Origin of the sequence: Methylobacterium sp. ME121 (genome assembly GCF_000974725.1) — a bacterium.
Classification (GTDB): Bacteria; Pseudomonadota; Alphaproteobacteria; order Rhizobiales; family Beijerinckiaceae; genus Methylobacterium; species Methylobacterium radiotolerans.
In genome coordinates this window covers 1-17,564 of record NZ_BBUX01000099.1, presented here as the reverse complement: position 1 = coordinate 17,564, position 17,564 = coordinate 1, and the positions used below count along the sequence as shown (strand labels likewise).

The following is a 17,564-nucleotide window of genomic DNA, read 5'->3' as shown; positions in this document are numbered from 1 at the left end:
GCCCCTCCGGGTCCTGCGCGCGGCGTGGATCGGACGACCGTGAGGATCCGCGCGCGCCTCGCAGCCCTGCGGCCGCCCGCGCGCGGCGCCGGGAAGCCCCTTCCCCTGCGGGTCTGGCCCGCCGACGAGTCGGTCTGGCTCGACGAGAACGGCGTCCGCGACGCGCGGGCGGCGCGGCGCGCCCTCGCGGCGCTGGCCGCCCTCGGATCCTGCGGCCGGTACGGGGCCCGGATCGCCGGCCGGGGCAAGGTCGTGACCGGTCCGGCCAGCGCGCTCGTCCTGCGCGACGCGGAGGCGGAGATCGGGTTCGTCCTCAGCGTCACGCCCTACGGGTACGGCGCGGAGCCGTTCTGAGCGGGGTCCGGTCAGGGCGAGGTCGTGCACAGCAGGGTCGGCGCGCAGGCCGTCCGGAAGCCCACCCGGGCGTAGAGCGCCTCGATCCTGCCGCCGGCCGGGCACTGCAGGAAGACCTGGGCGGCCCCCCGCGCCCGCGCCTCGCGCAGGGCCGCGACCGTCACGGCGGTGCCGAGGCCGCGGCGCTGCCGGTCGGCCCGCGTGCTGACATTGTACAGCCCGGCGGTCTCGCCGCGCAGGTAGAGGCTGGCGCAGGCCGCCGGCCCGGCGGCGTCGCGCAGGACGAGGTGCAGCGCCGCGAGGCCGGGCCGGCCCCGGGCCGCGCGCAGCGCCGGGATGTAGTAGCGGCGCAGATGGGTCCGCACGGCCGGCGCGTCGGACAGGTGGGCGAAGACCCGCTCGAAATCCGGCCCCGGCGCGGGCGTCGCCTGCACGGTGACGGCGCTGCCGGCCGGGGCCGGCGCCGGGAGCCCCCGCGCCACCATCCAGCTCGCCGGGTAGAGGATCGCGGGCTCGAACAGGGCGCGCAGCAGCGCGATCTCCCCGTCGTCCCGGGCCAGGAAGGCCGGCGCCCGGGCGCGTCCGAGGGCCGCCGCGCCCGCCCAGGCGAACTGGTCGGGACGGCGGACCCCGAAGGCGAAGTTCAGGGTCGGGTCCGGGATGCTGCGCGACCAGACGTAGCCGGCCCCGCCGGGGCCGTGCTCGAGGCCGTCGATCAGGGAGCCGGTGAGCGCCGCCACATGGGCGTCGCGCAGGGCGTCGAAGGTCGGTTCGCGCTCCTGCATGTCAGGCGGCCGTCCAGGCGGGGGCCCGCGCGGGGGACAGCGCGGGTGCCTCGGCGGCCGGCGCCGTCAGCGCGGCGATCCGGTCGTGGAGGTGCGGGGACAGGACGATGTCGAGGTGATCCGTGTCGGGGACGGTCTCCACCCCGAGGAGCCGGTCGGTGAGCGGCGCCCAGTCGATCACCGGCAGGCCGCGGGCCCGCGAATCCGCCGCCGCGAAGCTGCGGATCGGCACCGTGCCGGGCTCCAGGCGGAGGGCCCGGAACTGGATCGCGTGGTCGACGAGCGTCCAGAGCATCCGCTCCCGGCTGCCGACCTCGGGACCGTCGGCCGGCAGGGGCTGCGGCTCGGCGGCGAGGAAGCGCAGGAACTGCACCGTGGCCTCCGGGTCCATGCGGGCGCGCAGGGCCTCCCAGTGCGCGCGCATCGGCGCGCGCGCGAGCCAGGCCTCGACCAGGGCCTCGTGCGCCGCCCGCTCCGCGGGCTCGATCGGCCGGCCGGCGCCCGGGGCGAAGTTGGCCTCCAAGGCGCAGGCGTCGAGCATGCCGACCCAGTCCAGGGGACAGTCCGGGCCGAGCCGCCGGGCGGTCTCGTAGGCGAGCACCCCGCCCCAGGACCAGCCGAGGAAGACGCAGGACCCCGCACGGCCGCGCATGAGGTCGCGCACCCGCTCGGCATAGGCGTCCGCGAGCTCGGCCACGGCCGGCAGGGGCCGGACCGCCTCCACCAGGGAGGCGCAGAGGAAGCCGTGCGCCTCCTGCTCGGGGCCGAGATGGGCCACCAGGGGCTCGTATTCCCGGGTGCTGACGAGCAGCCCCGGGAACAGCACCAGCAGCGGCCGACCGCTCTCCGGCCGGCCGGCGGACAGCCGGACCAGGGGCGCGAGGCCCTCCGCGTCGGCGGCGTCCGATCCGGCGTCGATCCGCGCCGCCAGCTCCGCGATGGTCGGATCGCGCAGGAGATCCGCCACGCCGATCCCGCCCCGCGGGGCGATGAGGCGCAGGCGCGCCACCAGCCGCAGGGCCGACAGGGAATCGCCGCCGAGCTCGAAGAAGCGCCGGTCCGCCACCCGGACCGGGAAGCCCAGGCACTCGGACCAGATCCCGGCGAGGCGCCGCTCCGTGGCGGTCCCGGGCGGGCGCCCGCGCCGGTCGTCGGCGGCGGGATCCGGCAGGGCGTTGCGGTCGACCTTGCCGTTGGCGGTGACCGGCAGCCGGTCGAGGATCGTCAGGCTCGCCGGCACCATCGGCTCCGGGAGGGTGCGGGCGAGGCCGGCACGCAGGCGTCCGGGCTCCGGTCGGCGTCCGCGTGACGGCACGACGTAGCCCGCGAGATAGGCGCCGGCCGGGCCCTGCCGGCGCAGGATCGCGGCCTCCGCGACCCCCGGCAGGGCGCGCAGGGCCGCCTCGACCTCGCCGATCTCGATCCGGTGGCCGCGGATCTTGACCTGATCGTCCGCCCGCCCCGCGAAGGCGAGGGTTCCGTCGGGCCGCCGCCGGACCCGGTCGCCGGTGCGGTACATCCGGCCGCCGCCCGCGGCGAACGGGTCGGGCAGGAAGCGCTCGGCGGTGAGCGCCGGGCGCTCCCAGTAGCCCCGGGCGAGGCCGCCGCCGATGTAGAGCTCGCCGGTCTCGCCGTCCGCGACCGGCTCGAGGTCGGGCCCGAGCACGTAGGCCGCCCGCGCCCCGACCGGGCCGCCGATCGGCGCGTAGGGCTCGGCGAAGGTCGCGTCCGGCGGCACCGCCCAGACGAGGGGCGAGATCACGCACTCGGTCGGGCCGTAGCCGTTGATCAGCAGCCGGGGCTTCAGGGCGCGGCCGAGCCGCGCGAAGGTCTCCCGGGGGCATCCCCTCGCCGCCGAAGGAGTAGACCTGGACCGGGGGCGCCTCGCCCAGGCGCTCGGCCCATTCGGCGAGCTGGCCAATGAAGCTCGTGGGGAAGCCGGCATGGGTCACCCGGTGGCGGCGGATCTGCGCCAGGGTCTCGGCGGCGGTCCAGAGCTCGGGCCCGCGCAGCACGATGCAGCCGCCGGCGACGAGCGGCGTCATCCAGCGCTCGTGGGCGCCGTCGAACGCGAAGGACAGGACGTGGAGTTCGCGCGACTCCGCGTCCATCGCGTAGGCCTCGGCCGTGGTGCGGCAGTGCATGGCCAGCGGCCCGTGCTCCACGAGCACGCCCTTCGGCGTCCCGGTCGAGCCCGACGTGTAGATCAGGTAGGCGGCATCCCCCGGCTCCGGCAGGGCGGGACGGGGGCCGTCCGCGGCGGCCTCCAGCGCGGCGGCCTCCAGCGCGGCGGGATCGAGCCGGGCGACGCCCGCGGGCAGTTCCAGGCGCGTGGCGATCGCGGCGGTGGTGAGACACTGCGCGATGCCGGCATCCGCCAGCATCGCGCGGACGCGGGCGGCCGGGTAGGCCGGGTCGACGGGCAGGAAGGCCGCGCCGGCCCGCAGCACCCCGAGCAGCGCCACGATGGTTTCCGGCGCGCGCTCCAGCGCCACCGCGACCCGGTGGCCGCGCCCGATCCCGCGCGCCGCGAGCCCGGCCGCGAGGGCGCCGGCCCGGGTGTCGAGTTCGCCCCGGGTCAGCGTCCGGGTCCCGAACAGCACCGCCGGCCGTTCGGGCTCGGCGGCGGCGAGACGGGCGAGCCGGGCCGGGACGCTCTCGCGGTCGGCGTCGGGGGCGAGCGCCGAGGCGGGGGTGGCTTCGGGGGTGGCTGCGGGGGCGGCTTCGGTCACCCGCGCCGGATCCGCGATCCAGTCCCGGGCCGCCGCGATCCCGCAGGGGCCGTACGCCAGGGTCCAGCCGGCGGGCAGCGCCCGGCCCGCCGGCCAGAAGGCGCCGTGCCCGGCCCGGTCGAAGGCCACCACCACCGGCTCGAAGGTCCAGTCCGCGGCCGGTTCCGCGGCCGGTTCCGCGGCCGTGCCCGCGATGGTGCCCACCATCGCGCCCGCAACAGCGCCCGCGCCCGCCTCTGCGCTCGCCTCCTGGCCGGCCTGCTGGTCCATCCGCTCGCTCCTGCGCCGCTCCGGGCTTCGACGGAGTGACGGTTGAGGCAGGGGGCCGTTCACGGCCGCGCCTCGGGGCCGCCGGGACGCGACCGCGCGAAACGTCTGAACGCCGGGCGGCCCCATCCGTCAGGGAGGTGCCGACGACGTGCGGAGGACGGATGACGGACGCTTCGAGCCCAGCGATGCGCGACCCGGGGGCGCACCCCGCGAGCATCCACGATGAGGGGGCGCAGGTGAGCGCGCCGGTGAGCGCGCCGGCGACCGTGCCGGTGCCCCTCACCCTGGACGGAACCCGGGAGGCGCCGGTCATCCGCCTCGCCGAGCCGGCCGCGCCGGCCGCGGCCGCGGAGGCGATCCTGGCGCGCGCCGAGGCTCTGACCGCCCAGGACACGCAGGTCCTGCGCATCGTCGTCGCGGCCGATCCGGCGACGTCCGGACGGCTGCTCGACCTCGGCGCGGCCCGGCCCGTCGGCGACGGGGTCGAGATCCTGCCGGGTCTCCTCTGGCAATGCGCCGCCCGCTGGCTCCCGAAGGCCCGTCCGCCCTTCCCCGAGCTGTTCACCGCCACGGCCGGCCGCCGCCACCCGCTGCGGCCCGGGACGCCCTCCGGCGCGGTCTACGCGCGGACGATCCCCTGGCTCGACCGGCGCCTGAGCTTCCGCACGATGACGGAGCCCGGCGACGTCGCCCTGTTCTCGGCCTGGATGAACGATCCCCGGGTCGCCGCGGTCTGGCAGGAGACCGGCACCCTGGAGGCGCACGCCGCCTACATCGCCGGGCTCCAGGCCGACCCCGCCACCCTGCCGCTGTTCGGCTGCCTCGACGGCAGGCCCTTCGGCTATTTCGAGCTGTACTGGGCGCGGGAGAGCCGGCTCGGGCCGCTCTACGAGTCCGGCCCCTACGACCGCGGCTGGCACGTGGCGATCGGCGACGCGTCCGTGCGCGGGCGGCCCGCCCTCTCGGCCTGGCTGCCGTCGCTGATGCACTACCTGTTCCTCGACGAGCCGCGCACGCAGCGCGTCGTGGGCGAGCCGCGGGCCGATCACGCCCAGCAGATCCGGAACCTCCACGCCTCCGGCTTCGCGACGATCGCCACCGTCGACTTCCCCCACAAGCGCGCGGCCCTGGTCGCCCTGTCGCGCGAGCACTTCGTCCGTGACCGGCTCTGGGTGCCGGGCGCGGCCGCCGCCGACGCGGCGCCGCGGCCCCCTGCCGTGCCGGCCTAGACCGCCCTTCGAGCGAGCGAGATGCGAGCGATGACGGATCACCCCGCGACCGACGACATCATCGGGATCGGCTTCGGCCCGGCCAACCTGTCGCTGGCCATCGCCCTCCGGGACGCGATGGGCGACGGACCGCCGCGGCCGTCCCTGCGGTTCATCGAGCGGCAGGAGCGGTTCGGCTGGCACCGGGCGATGATGCTGCCCGGCGCCGACATGCAGATCAGCTTCGTGAAGGACCTCGTGTCCCTGCGCGACCCGACGAGCCCGTTCAGCTTCCTCAACTACCTGCACGTGAAGGGGCGGCTCAGCACCTTCCTCAACCTCAAGACGTTCAATCCGTCGCGGGTCGAGTACAACGACTACCTCGCCTGGGCGGCGGACCAGTTCTCGGACGTGGTCGCGTACGGCGAGATCGTGGACTCCGTGCGGCCCGAGACCCGCGACGGCCGGCTCGCCGCCTTCGTGGTGGAGGCCCGGGGCGATGCCGGGTCGCGCCGCCTGCGCCGCTGCCGTCACCTCGTCGTCGCGGCGGGCGGCGACCCGGCGATCCCCGCCCCCTTCGCGGCCCACGCGCGGGACCGGCGGCTGATCCACTCCTCCTGGTACCTGCCGGGGATCGCGCAGGCCCTCGGGGCGCCGCGCCTGGACGGGCCGGAGCCCCGCATCCTGGTGGTGGGCGGCGGCCAGAGCGCCGTGGAGATCGTCACCGATCTCGGCGCGCGCTACCCGCGGGCGCTCGTCGATCTCGCGATCCGCGGGCCCGCCCTGAAGCCCGCCGACGACAGCCCCTTCGTGAACGAGATCTTCGACCCGGCCTCCGTCGATCGGATCCACAGCGCCGCGGCGCCGGTGCGGGCGGAGCTGATCGCCGCCCACCGCGCCACCAACTACGCGGTGGTCGATGCCGACCTGATCCAGGACTTCTACGCCACGCTCTACGAGCAGACGGTGAGCGGGGTGACCCGCTACCGGCTGCGGCGCAGCACCCGGGTGGAGGCGCTGGAGCCGGTAGCGGACGGCCTGCGCGCGACCCTGCGCGACGACGTCGACGGCACCACGGAGCGGCAGAGCTACGCGGCCGTGATCTGCGCGACCGGCTACCAGCGCGCCGCCCTGCCGGCGATCCTCGAGCCCGTGCGGCCGTTCCTCGCCGGCGACACCGCGGACCGGCATTACCGCCTGCCGCTGGAGCGCGCCGAGCCCCGGGTGAGCCTGCATCTCCAGGGCTTCAGCGAGCCGACCCACGGGCTGACCGAGACGCTGCTGTCGATCCTGCCCGTGCGGGCCGGCGCCATCGCGCAGACCATCCTCGCCGAGGAGCGGGCCGCCCGCGCGGCGATCCGCTCGGCCGCCTCGATCCCGTGAGGCGGCCGGTCGACCTCGACCAGGACCGGGTCGTCGGCCTGGTCCTCCGGCTGTCCGGGCCGGCGATCCTCGGCATCTCGGCGCACGCGCTGCAGATGCTGGTCAACGCGTGGTTCGTGGCCGATCTCGGCGCCGCCGCGATCGCCACCATCGCCCTGGCGTACCCGGTGACGCTGCTGGTCGCGGCGCTCGGCTACGGGGCCGGGATCGCGGCGGCCTCGCAGGTCTCCCGCGCCCTCGGGTCGGGGGACCGCGACCGGGCCGCGGCCGCCGCCGGCCTGGGCTTCTGGCTGAGCCTGCCGGCGGGGCTCGCCGTGACGGCCGCGATCGTGGCCGACACGCCGTTCTGGCTCCGCCTCCTCGGCGCCGATGCCGCCCTCGCCGCGGAGGCCGCGCCCTACACGGCGCTCGCCACGGTCGGCACGGCCCTGATGCTGGTGATGATCGTCGGCGGCTTCGTCGTGCGCGGCCAGGGCCACGCGCGCCTCAGCGGCGCCGTCATGGTCGGCAGCTTCGGCCTCAACATCCTGCTCGACGCGGTGCTGATCCGGGTCTGCGGCCTCGGCACCGTCGGCGCCGGCTGGGCGGCGATCGGCGCGCAGCTCGCGGGCGCGGCCGCCTACGGCCTGCACTTCGCCCGGGCGCGGGGGGCGGATCGGGTGTCGCTCCGGTGGCCCGGCGGCCGGATCGGGCGCGGGGCCCTCGCCGAGGCCCTGACGCTCGCGCTGCCCGCCACCGGCTCCAGCCTGCTCGCGGCCGTCGCGATGGCGCTGTTCGTGGAGGCGGCCGCGCCCTACGGCGACGCCGCGGTCGCCGCGCAGGGCATCGCCCTGCGCCTGACCCTGGTGGCGGCGCTGCCGCTCCTCGGGACGATGGCGGGCGCCCAGGCGGTGCTCGGCCACGCCGCCGGCGCCGGCCGCCGGGACCGGCTGCACCGCGCCCTCGCCTTCGTGCTCGCCGCCGCCCTCGCCTACGGCCTCGTCGTCGGCGGCCTGATGATCGCCTGCGCCGAGCCCCTCGCGGGCCTGTTCGCGCAGGATCCCGCGACCGCCCGCGCGGGCGCGCGCGCCACCGCGCTCTTCGCCGTCGCCTTCATGCCGGTGGGCCTACAGCTCACGGCCGCGACCCTGTTCCAGGCGATCGGCGCGCCGCGCCGGGCCGCCGCCGTGTCGCTGGCGGCGCAGGGGCTGGCGCTGATCCCGCCGCTCCTGATCCTGCCGCCGCTCCTCGGCTACGCGGGGGTGCTCGCCAGCCGGGTCGCGGCCGAGTTCCTGGCCGACGGGCTCGGCCTGGCGCTGCTGCTGGCCTGGGGCCTGGACGCGCGCCGGGCAGGCGGCGCAGCGCCGGTCGAGGGCCGCGAGGCAGTGCAGGTGGCCGCGGCGCACGAGACCGCACACCAGGGCGCGTGAGACCCCGAGCCGGGCCGCGATCTCGACCTGCGGCACGCCCTCGACCCGGTGGAGCTGGAAGGCCGTGCGCACCGGCTCCGGCAGCTCGGCCACCGCGGCCTCCACCTGCCGCAGGGATTCCCGCGACGCCGCGGCCGCCTCGGGGGTCCCCGTGCCGAGATCGGCCGGGTCCGGGGCGGCGTCGAGATCGGTGAACAGGCGCCGCTCGAAGCCCTGCCGCCGGGCCCGGTCGAGGGCGAGGTTGCGCACCATCCGCCCGATATAGGCGGCCTGGATCACGGTCTCGGCCGGGGGCGGATCGGCGATCAGCCGGAGCAGCACGTCCTGGACCACGTCCTCCGCCTGGGCCGGGCAGCCGAGGATGCGGCGTGCCCGCGCGAGATAGGTGGCGCGATGGCGCTCGAACGCCGCGAGGTTCCAGGATCCGCCGGGCGGCGGCCGGCCGGGCCGGCCCGGCGGGGCCGCGGCGATCCCCTGGCCAGAGAAGCCGGCGTCGCAGTTCCAGGTCGCCACTGTCCCGCTCACGATGTCCCATCGGTACGGCTCATGCGGGTCGGACGGGTATCACGCGGCTGTTCTGTGGAACAACGTCTATCTTTGTTGATTGGAATTATTAAAACTTGCCGCCCCGCGAGGTTCTCAAGGGAATAGATGGAATGTCTCGTCGATCGCACCGCCGGAGGACGAAACATCGGTCTGGATCCTGAATTCTACGCCGGAACTTCTCGGAACGAGCCGGCGTGACGCGCTGGATCTCGGCCCGCGCCAGGCTCGGTCGGCGCGTGTATGCTGGCGCTTCCTCGATTCGGGGCGCGGTGCGCGCTGCCGAACCCTTCCCCGCAGGATCGCGGCAGGAGAGCCAGGGCCGCGATGCCGTCCGCCGATACGCTCGTCCCGGTGGGTGCCTTCGCGCTGCTGGTCCTGGCGTTCGCCGTGAAGCACCTCGCGGCGGACTTCTTCCTTCAGACCAACTGGATGGCGCAGGGCAAGCAGCGGTCCTCGGCCTGGCTCGGCCCCCTCTGCGCCCATACCGGCCTGCACGGCCTCGGCACGCTGGCGATCGCGCTCGCGGTGAAGCCGGCCCTGTGGTGGCTGGCGCTCGTCGATTTCGCGATCCACACGGGGATCGACCGCGGCAAGGTGCTGGTCGGCCAGCGGACCCGCCTGCCGACCACCGACGCCCGGTTCTGGTGGCTGATGGGCATCGACCAGTTCCTGCACCACGTCACCCATCTCGGGCTCGCCGTGGTGCTGGCGGCGGCCTGACGCGCGATCGGGACGGCGCGCGCCGCCGGGCGCCTCACTGCATCTCCGCCTCGAGCAGCCGGTTCGTGTCGGAGACCTTGCCGGCCAGTTCCAGGATCAGGAAGCGCTGGAAGGCGAGCGCGAGGTCCGGGCGCTCCCGCTCCATCCGGGCGAGGGCGGCGCGGTCGATGCCGACCACCCGGCAGGGGCTCTCGGCGACGGCGGTGGCGGTGCGCCGCCCGCCCTGGACCAGCGCGATCTCGCCGATCACCGTGCCGGCCGTGGTGGTGCGCAGACGCAGGTTGCCGCGGCCGGGTACCTCCATCTCGACGGAGACGACGCCCTGCTCCAGGAAGTAGAGGGCGTCGGCCGCCTCCCCCTGGCGCATCAGCGCCGCGCCCGCCGCGAGTTCGCGGACCGTCAGGTAGGGCGCGAAGTCGTCCGGCCCGAACGCGCTGCCCAGCCGGTCGGCCATGTGCCGGGCGAACAGGGCGACCTCCCCCGGGCCGGCGCCGCCGGCCTCGGCCAGGAGCGTGGCCTCGGCGGCGCGCAGGGCCTCGTCCAGCGTGTCGAGGATCCGGACGCGCGGGTCGGCGGTGAGCCCGTTGCGGGTGATCAGCAGCCGCGCCGCCGGATCCACGTGGACCAGCAGCACGTCGAAGCGCCGCTGCTCGGCGAGCTGGCCGACCTTGCGGAACGCGATCAGCGCCGAGCTGTCGAGCCCCACGGTCTCGCGGAAATCCAGGATCAGGACGCGCAGGTCGCCGGCCTCCGCGGCGGCCCGGCGGTGGATCGCCTGCGCGTTGAGGAAGAACAGGTAGCCCTGCAGGGTGTAGATCCGGGTCCGGCCGCCGGCCGCCGCGAGCCGCGCGGCGGCGTCGGGACCGCGGATGACGCTGCTGCGCCGCTCCGCCCCGGAGAGCGACCGGCGGATCGCGCCGATCTGCCCGTACTGAACCCCGAAGATCAGGATCGCCAGCAGGACGCCGACGAGGAAGCCCGTGGTCGCCCCGAAGAACGCGGTGGCGGCGCACACGACCAGCGCGATGGCGATCTCCCACCCCGGCAGGGTCCGGCTGGCGAGGCCGAGGTTGAACAGGAGCCCGATGCCGATGGCGATCAGCGCGCCGCCGGCCAGCGGGCGGGGCAGCAGCGCCAGGGGACTCGCGCCGACGATGAGCAGGGCCGCCATGACCGCGAGGGTCAGCCACCAGCCGAGCCAGTGGCCGCCGCCAATATTGTGCAGCAGCAGCGTCGAGGTCCGGCCGAAGCCCATCGCGGAGCTGCCGAACACGCTGCCGACCAGGTTGGTGGCGCCCGAGGCCACGAACATCCGGTCGATGTCGAGGTCGCGCCGGATCTCCAGCTCGACGCTGACCACGTAGAGGATCTGGATGATGACCGCCACGACGACCAGGGTGGCGATCTTGGGCCAGATCGGCAGGAGCAGGCGCGGATCGAAGGCCATCAGGCTGCCGATGGCGGGCGGGCGCAGCAGCGTGCCCGTCGGCAGCGGCTCGATCAGCCATCCCGAGGCCTGCCCGGCGGCGACGCTGGTGCCCGTCCAGGCCAGCCCGAGATGGACCACCGCGAGGCTCGACAGGATCACCGCGGGGTAGGTCCCCCAGTGCCGGACGATCCGGGGCAGGTAGAAGGCGCAGAACCCGATGGCGAGGGTCAGGGCGATGCGGGCGAGCGCCCCGGCATCGATCCGGCCCGGATCGAGGTTGGCCGGATCGACGGTGCGGAGCAGCGCCGCGACCGGATCGTCGACATGGCCGCCGATCTGCACGCCGCTGCGCAGGAACAGCAGCCCGACGCCGCCGAGGAAGCCGGCGAGCACCGGGTAGGGCAGCAGCTGCACCAGCAGGGAGGCCCGCAGGGTGCCGAGCAGCGCGAAGATCACGCCGGTGGCGAAGGTCGAGACGCCGCAGGCCACGAGGACGAGCTGGCCGACCGTCTCCGGATCGGTGATGCCCGCGGCCTCGAGCTGCCCGGCGACCGCCGCGGCGATCGCCGCCTGCACGATCGCGGCCGCGCCGATGAAGGACAGCGAGATCCGCGCGGTCCGGCGGGTGGCGATGAAGACGAGGCTGCCCAGCACGTAGGCCGCGAGCAGCGCCGACAGGCCGGCCGCGCGGCTCTCCGCCAGCGGACCCGAGAAGATGAGCTGGGAGTAGCTGATGAGGTCGAGCAGCAGCACCATCACGGTGACGGCCGCGGCCGCCACGATGCGGGCCCCGCGCAGCATCGCCGCGCGGCCGCCGGCCGGGGATGCGGTCCCGGCGGACGTCAGGTCGGTTGTCGTCATCGGCACGGTACCCGCGTCTCGAAATCCCGACGGGCGCGGAGCTCGCAGATCCCCGGGCAGATCCCGCGCAATCACGCGCGCGGATCATCGCCGAATCGCAGGACCTGACCTTGGCCACGCCAGTTCTCAACCGATGGCAGGTGCCGGCTTAAATTATCGTGCAGGCCGCTCCGGCGCGGCAGCATTGTGGCGATTGCTGCGGTGGATCGCGCCGCGTCGGCCGATCCGCGGCCCCGGCGCGGTGCCGGCGGGCGTCGCCCGTGAAGATCCGGCCTGTCCGATCGCGGCGCGCCCTGCGCCAGGACAGGCGCGGATCTCCCGGGCCCACGCGGGCGGAGCCCGGGATCCGGACACGCGGAAACGCCCGGGTCCCGCGCCGGCGACGGCTCCGGGTTGCCCGCCTTCGGGCTCCCCCGGGAAAGGACTTGCCCGCGGCGCTTGGGCAAGACGGGGCGGATCAGCGGGCGTGAGCCGGCGCGGCGTCGGCGACGGTGCTGGCGCGACGTGCCGAGCCCGCACGGAGGAGCGGCGCGCGCTGCCGGGGGCTCCCGGGTCGCGGACGCCGGCGGGACGGGCGTTCGGCCCTCAGCGCGCCTCGCTGACGCGCTTGGTCGCCCGCTGCTCCTTCTTGTAGGCGGTGATCGCCGCCGAGCAGTTCGGGGAGAGCTTCTTGAGATTGGCCTTGAAGCAGGCCTCGACCTCCGGACCGCCCGGCGCGTAGGCGCTGCAGAAATCCATGTAGTCGCCGGTGCAGTACTGCTTGAGGGCTTCCCGGGCCGGGGATTGCTCCGCAAAGGCCGCGGCGGGGCCGAGGCACAGACCGATGGCCAGGAGGGCCGTCTTGGTCGAAGTCATCGAAATCCTTCGCTCGTCCAGGCCGCGCGAGCGGGTCGCGCGGCGATGGGCGGTGCGGATGGGCGCCAAGGATGGCATGACCGTGACGCCCGGGCTGTCCGAATGCAGATCAGCCATGCCCCGTGCCGGCGGGGCCGCCGGTCAGTGCGCGCCGACGCGGCGGGTCGGCACGAGGTCGTTGGCGATGATCTCGCCGAACGGGCCGTCGTTGCGGGCGTTGCTGGCCGGCCGCCCGGTGGTGGCGCGCAGCGGCAGCTTCGGGAAGACCAGCTCGGCGAACCGGTAGGCTTCCTCCAGGTGCGGGTAGCCCGAGAGGATGAAGCGGTCGATCCCGAGATCGATATACGCCTTCATCCGGTCGGCGACCTGGTCGGCCGAGCCGACCAGCGCCGTCCCGGCGCCGCCGCGGACGAGGCCGACGCCGGCCCAGAGGTTCGGCGCCACCACGAGCTTGTCGCGGCTGCCGCCGTGGAGCGCCATCATGCGGCTCTGGCCGACGGAATCCTGCCGCTTCAGAGTCTCCTGCGCCTTGGCGATGGTGGCGTCGTCGAGCTTCGAGATCAGCTGCTCGGCGGCCTCCCAGGCCGCGGCCTCGGTCTCGCGGGCGATGACGTGCAGGCGGATGCCGTACGAGAAGGTCTTGCCCTTCACCTCGGCGGCCTGCCGGGCGGCGGCGATCTTCTCCGCGACCTGGGCCGGGGGCTCGCCCCAGGTGAGGTAGACGTCGCAATGCTCGGCCGCGACCGCCATGCCGGCCGCCGACGAGCCGCCGAAGTAGAGCGGCGGATAGGGCTTCTGCACCGGCGGGAAGATCAGCCGGCCGTTCTCGGTGCGCAGGTGATCGCCCTGGAAGGTCACGGTCTCGCCCGCGAGCAGGCCGCGCCAGATCGTCAGGAACTCGTCGGTGACGGCGTAGCGCGCGTCGTGGGACAGGAATACGCCGTCGCCGGCGAGTTCCACCGGGTCGCCGCCGGTGACGACGTTGATCAGGAGGCGCCCGTCCGAGATCCGGTCTAGGGTCGCGGTCATGCGGGCCGCCGCGGAGGGCTCCATCAGGCCCGGCCGCACCGCCACGAGGAAACGCAGCTGCTTGGTCAGCGGCGCCAGCGCGGAGGCGACGATCCAGGAATCCTCGCAGGAGCGCCCGGTGGGCAGCAGCACGCCGTAATAGCCGAGCTCGTCCGCCCCCTGCGCGATCTGCCGGAGATAGCTGAGCGAGACATCCCGGGCCCCCTCCCGCGCACCGAGATAGCGGCCGTCGCCGTGGGTCGGCAGGAACCAGAGGACGTCGGCGCGCCCGTCATTGGCTGCGTGCATCGGAATCTCCTGTGCGGCCCGGTGGCCGGATGCGGAAAAGCCGGATCCGACTGCGCGCATCCGGTGATCGTCGAGAGCTAGGGCGGGCCGCCGCCTCCGGGAAACGGCGGCCCCGCGTTCAGGCGGTCGGCTGCGATCCGAGCAGGTGATCGAGGATGCGGCCCTCGAGGCGGGCGAGGTCCGGGTCCCCGCGCCGGCGCGGCCGCGGAACGTCGACCCGCAGGTCGAGGGCGATCCGCCCTTCATCGACGACGAGGATGCGGTCGGCCAGCGCCACCGCCTCGGTGACGTCGTGCGTGACGAGGAGCGCGGTGAACCCCTGCGCCCGCCAGATCCGCTCGATCAGGTCCTGCATGCCGATCCGGGTCAGGGCGTCGAGGGCGCCCAGCGGCTCGTCGAGGGCGAGCAGGCCCGGCCGGCTCACCAGCGCCCGGGCCAGGGCCACGCGCTGGCGCTGGCCGCCCGACAGGGTGGCGGGCCACTGCCCGGCCTTGTCGGCGAGGCCGACCTCGGCGAGCGCGGCGAGCGCCCGCTCCCGGCGCTCGGCCCGGGAGCCGTGCCCCGACAGGCCGACCGCGACGTTGTCGACGACCCGCGCCCAGGGAAGCAGCCGCGGCTCCTGGAACATGATCCGCTTCGGCGGCTCGGACCGGCGCGGGGTGGCGGCCGGCCCCTCGAGGTCGATCCGGCCGCCGGTGGGCGTGTCGAGCCCGAGGATGAGGCGCAGCAGGGTGCTCTTGCCGCAGCCGGAGCGGCCGACCACCGCGGTGAACCCCCCGGCCGGCAGGAACAGGTTCAGGCCCTCGATGACGGCGTTGCCGTCGAAGCTCTTGTGCAGGTCGCGGACGGTGACGGCGATCCCGCGGGCCGGCGGCTCCGCGGGCGCGCGCGCCGGCGCGGCGGCGGCCGCCTGCCGGGGATCGGTGCCGAGGTCGGGAAGCGCCTCGCGGCGGACGGCGTCGAGCAGCATCAGGCGCTCCTGTAGGCGGGGTTCCAGGCGAGGCAGGCGCGCTCGAGCTGGCGGGTCAGGGCGTCGGCGAGCTTGCCGAGGGCGGCGTAGATCAGGATCGCCAGCACGACGACGTCGACCAGCATGAACTCCCGGGCCTGCATGGCCATGTAGCCGAGCCCCGACGAGGCCGAGATCGTCTCGGCGACGATCAGCGTCAGCCACATGATGCCGAGCGCGTAGCGCAGGCCGACGAAGATCGACGGCAGGGCGCCGGGCAGCACCACGCGGCTGAACAGCTCGGTGCGGGACATGCCGTAGACCCGGCCCATCTCCACGAGGCCCGGATCCACCGAGCGGATGCCGTGCAGGGTGTTGGCGTAGATCGGGAAGAACACGCCGAGCGCCACGAGGAACAGCTTGGCCTCCTCGCCGATGCCGAACCACAGGATCACCAGCGGGATCAGCGAGAGGTGGGGCACGTTGCGCACCATCTGCACCGAGGTGTCGGTCAGCCGCTCCGACAGGCGCGACAGGCCGTTGGCGAGGCCGAGCGCGAAGCCGATGCCGCCGCCGATCACGAAGCCCGCCAGAGCCCGCAGGGTGCTGACGCCGAGGTTGGTCCAGAGTTCCCCGGTCCGCCCGGCCTCCCAGCCGGCCCGGACCACGTCGAGGGGCGCCGGCATGAAGCGGTTGGAGACGAGCCCGGCCGAGACCGCGGCCTGCCAGCCGAGCAGGATGGCGGCCGGCAGCAGCCAGGGCACCGCGGAGTCGCGCAGGCGATCGAGCTTGGAGGGGCGCATCAGCGGTTCTCCGTCCGCTTCTCGGACTTGACGGCGTCCGCGGGTTCGGGCGCCGTCCAGACCGCGTCGGCGACCCGGACGGGCTTCGGCAGGAGCCCGAGGCCGTGGAAGGCGTCGGCGACCTTCTGCTGGTCGGCGATCGCGGTCGCATCCAGGGGCGCGACGCCGTAGGACAGGCGGCCGAGCGCCACGGCCAGGACCGGCGCGGGGATGCCGACCGAGGGCGCCAGTTCCGCCGCCACGGCGTCGGCATGGCCCGCGGCCCAGGCGTCGACCTCCCCGATCGCCTTCAGCACGGCCGAGACGATCGCGGGGCTCGTGTCGGTGAAGCCGCGCCGGGACAGGTAGAACTGGCGGTTCGGGGCGAGCGCGTGCCCGTCGACCCCGCGCCCGTCGACCAGGACCCGGGCGCCCGTGGCGCGCTCGGCGGCGGCCTGGAACGGGTCCCAGATCACCCAGGCGTCGACGGAGCCGCGCACGAAGGCGGCGTTGGCGTCGGCCGGTGCCAGGAAGGCGAGCTTCACCGCGTCGTAGGGGACGCCGGCCTGCTCCAGGGCGCGCACCAGCAGGTAATGGACGTTCGAGCCCTTGTTGAGCGCGATGGTCCTGCCGCGCAGCTCGGCGACGCTGCGGATCGGGCTGTCCCTGGGCACGAGGATCGCCTCGCCCCGCGGCGCCGGCGGCTCGGCGGCGACGTAGCGCAGCTCCGGGCTCGCGGCCTGGGCGAAGATCGGCGGCGCTTCGCCCGCCGAGCCGAAGTCGATCGCCCCGGCATTCAGCGCCTCCAGCAGCGGCGGCCCGGACGGGAATTCCGACCACGCCACCGTGGTGCCGAGGGGCTGGAGGGCCCGCTCCAGGGTGCCGCGGCCCTTCAGCAGCACGAGCGACCCGTATTTCTGGTAGCCGATCCGGATGCTGCCGGCCGCGCGGGCCGGCCGCAGCAGCGCGGTCGCCGCGAGGCCGAGCCCGGCGGACAGGAGGAGGCGCCGGTTCGGGGCGGGGCCGCTGGCGGGCGACAGGGACGGCGCGCGGGGCGATCGGTCGGTCATGGCTCTCTGCGGTCGGTCTCAGCCGTTGCGGGCGGGGGGCGTCCAGACCGCGTCGGCGATGCGGATCGGCTTGGGGATCAGTCTCAGCGCGTGGAAGCGGTCGGCGATCCGCTGCTGCTCGGCGGCGACGCGGTCGGTCATGGGACCGATCACGTAGTCGGTCCGATCCACCGCCCGCCGGGTCGCGGCCAGCGGCACGCCCGTGCCCTGCGACAGGAGTTCCGCCACCGCGCCGCGATTCTGCGTGCACCAGGCCGCCACCTCGCCCAGGGCGTCGATCACCGCGGTGAGGACCGGGGCCCGGCTCTCCGCGAAGGGCCGGCTCGCCAGGAAGAAGTTGTTCTGCGGGGTGACGTCGGTGGCCCGCACCAGCACGCGCACGCCCTCCCCCTGCTCGGCGATGGCGAAGTACGGGTCCCAGATCGTCCAGGCGTCGATGCTGCCGCGGGCGAAGGCGGCCGCGGCATCGGCGGGCGCCAGCGTCACCGGCTCGATGTCGGCGTAGCTCAGGCCGGCCTTCTCCAGGGCCGCGATGGTCAGGTTGTGGGAGCTCGATGCCTTGGCGAAGGCGACGCGCCTGCCCCTGAGCTCGGCGAGGCTGCGGATCTCGGAGCCCTTCGGCAGCAGGATGCCGGCGCCGGAGCCGCCGGCCTCCTGGGCGGCCGCGTAGACGAGGTTGGAGCGCGCGGCCTGGGCGAAGATCGGCGGGGCATCGCCGGTCTGGCCGAGATCGATCCCGTCCAGCGACAGGGCCTCCAGCAGCGGCGGTCCGAAGGAGAACTCGACCCAGCGCACCGCGTATCCGAGAGGCTCCAGACGCTTCTCGATGATCTTCTGCTGCTTGGCGACGACCAGGATGCCGTTCTTCTGGTAGCCGATCCGCAGCACGCCGGG

14 protein-coding genes and 2 pseudogenes are annotated in these 17,564 nt (G+C 75.1%); 5 read left to right on the top strand and 11 right to left on the bottom strand.

Going from position 1 to position 17,564, the window contains the following annotated elements:
- A partial coding sequence (locus ME121_RS30430; protein WP_491892916.1) for a hypothetical protein occupies positions 1 to 354 on the top strand: 354 nt, incomplete at its 5' end.
- A gap of 11 nt (positions 355 to 365) precedes the next feature.
- Here ME121_RS30430 and ME121_RS30425 read toward each other — a convergent pair.
- From ME121_RS30425 to ME121_RS34500, 3 genes and pseudogenes are all read right to left on the bottom strand, one after another.
- The gene (locus ME121_RS30425; RefSeq protein ID WP_024830596.1) at positions 366 to 1,139 is read right to left on the bottom strand and encodes a GNAT family N-acetyltransferase; all 774 of its coding nucleotides are present in this window, start codon (positions 1,137 to 1,139) and stop codon (positions 366 to 368) included.
- Position 1,140: 1 nt separating this feature from the next.
- On the bottom strand, positions 1,141 to 3,084 hold the full coding sequence (locus ME121_RS34505) for an AMP-binding protein (RefSeq protein ID WP_491892915.1): 1,944 nt from the start codon (positions 3,082 to 3,084) through the stop codon (positions 1,141 to 1,143).
- Positions 3,059 to 4,078 (bottom strand): annotated as a pseudogene (locus ME121_RS34500) (AMP-binding protein); the annotation flags it as partial. The pseudogene ME121_RS34500 and the gene ME121_RS34505, both read right to left, overlap by 26 nt.
- A gap of 224 nt (positions 4,079 to 4,302) precedes the next feature.
- Here ME121_RS34500 and ME121_RS30415 point away from each other — a divergent pair.
- Genes ME121_RS30415 through ME121_RS30405 form a run of 3 tightly spaced genes read left to right on the top strand, consistent with a single transcriptional unit; the run spans position 4,303 to position 8,141 of the window.
- Positions 4,303 to 5,370 (top strand): GNAT family N-acetyltransferase, encoded by a 1,068-nt coding sequence (locus ME121_RS30415; RefSeq protein WP_179240049.1) that lies wholly within the window; start codon positions 4,303 to 4,305, stop codon positions 5,368 to 5,370.
- 30 nt (positions 5,371 to 5,400) lie between these two features.
- Positions 5,401 to 6,732: a lysine N(6)-hydroxylase/L-ornithine N(5)-oxygenase family protein gene (locus ME121_RS30410; RefSeq protein WP_070999016.1), complete on the top strand. Its 1,332-nt coding sequence runs from the start codon at positions 5,401 to 5,403 to the stop codon at positions 6,730 to 6,732.
- Positions 6,729 to 8,141, top strand: a complete 1,413-nt coding sequence (locus ME121_RS30405; RefSeq protein ID WP_012318331.1) for an MATE family efflux transporter — start codon at positions 6,729 to 6,731, stop codon at positions 8,139 to 8,141. The genes ME121_RS30410 and ME121_RS30405 overlap by 4 nt, the downstream gene beginning before the upstream one ends.
- Before the next feature lie 24 nt (positions 8,142 to 8,165).
- Here ME121_RS30405 and ME121_RS34495 read toward each other — a convergent pair.
- Positions 8,166 to 8,654: pseudogene (locus ME121_RS34495) on the bottom strand (sigma-70 family RNA polymerase sigma factor); the annotation flags it as partial.
- Positions 8,655 to 9,011: 357 nt separating this feature from the next.
- Between ME121_RS34495 and ME121_RS30400 the strand changes: the two are divergent.
- Positions 9,012 to 9,407, top strand: a complete 396-nt coding sequence (locus ME121_RS30400; protein WP_012318330.1) for a DUF3307 domain-containing protein — start codon at positions 9,012 to 9,014, stop codon at positions 9,405 to 9,407.
- Positions 9,408 to 9,441: 34 nt separating this feature from the next.
- On the opposite strand, the gene ME121_RS30395 is transcribed toward ME121_RS30400, so the two are convergent.
- The 7 genes from ME121_RS30395 to ME121_RS30365 form a co-directional block, all read right to left on the bottom strand.
- Positions 9,442 to 11,697: a cyclic nucleotide-binding domain-containing protein gene (locus ME121_RS30395; RefSeq protein ID WP_059410143.1), complete on the bottom strand. Its 2,256-nt coding sequence runs from the start codon at positions 11,695 to 11,697 to the stop codon at positions 9,442 to 9,444.
- Between the two features lie 585 nt (positions 11,698 to 12,282).
- Entirely contained in the window at positions 12,283 to 12,552 is a 270-nt protein-coding gene (locus ME121_RS30390) for a hypothetical protein (protein WP_012318328.1), read from the bottom strand.
- Positions 12,553 to 12,693: 141 nt separating this feature from the next.
- Positions 12,694 to 13,869 (bottom strand): FMNH2-dependent alkanesulfonate monooxygenase, encoded by a 1,176-nt coding sequence (gene ssuD / locus ME121_RS30385; protein ID WP_059410142.1) that lies wholly within the window; start codon positions 13,867 to 13,869, stop codon positions 12,694 to 12,696.
- A 118-nt stretch (positions 13,870 to 13,987) separates the two neighbouring features.
- Entirely contained in the window at positions 13,988 to 14,839 is an 852-nt protein-coding gene (locus ME121_RS30380; RefSeq protein WP_059410141.1) for an ATP-binding cassette domain-containing protein, read from the bottom strand.
- Positions 14,839 to 15,621, bottom strand: coding sequence for an aliphatic sulfonate ABC transporter permease SsuC (gene ssuC / locus ME121_RS30375; RefSeq protein WP_012318325.1), 783 nt, complete (start codon positions 15,619 to 15,621; stop codon positions 14,839 to 14,841). Before ssuC ends, ME121_RS30380 begins: the two co-directional genes overlap by 1 nt.
- Positions 15,621 to 16,670 carry a sulfonate ABC transporter substrate-binding protein gene (locus ME121_RS30370; protein ID WP_059410140.1) on the bottom strand — a complete coding sequence of 350 codons (1,050 nt, stop codon included), beginning with the start codon at positions 16,668 to 16,670 and terminating at the stop codon, positions 15,621 to 15,623. Before ME121_RS30370 ends, ssuC begins: the two co-directional genes overlap by 1 nt.
- Before the next feature lie 18 nt (positions 16,671 to 16,688).
- Positions 16,689 to 17,564: aliphatic sulfonate ABC transporter substrate-binding protein (locus ME121_RS30365; RefSeq protein WP_059410139.1), on the bottom strand; the 876-nt coding region annotated here is incomplete at its 5' end.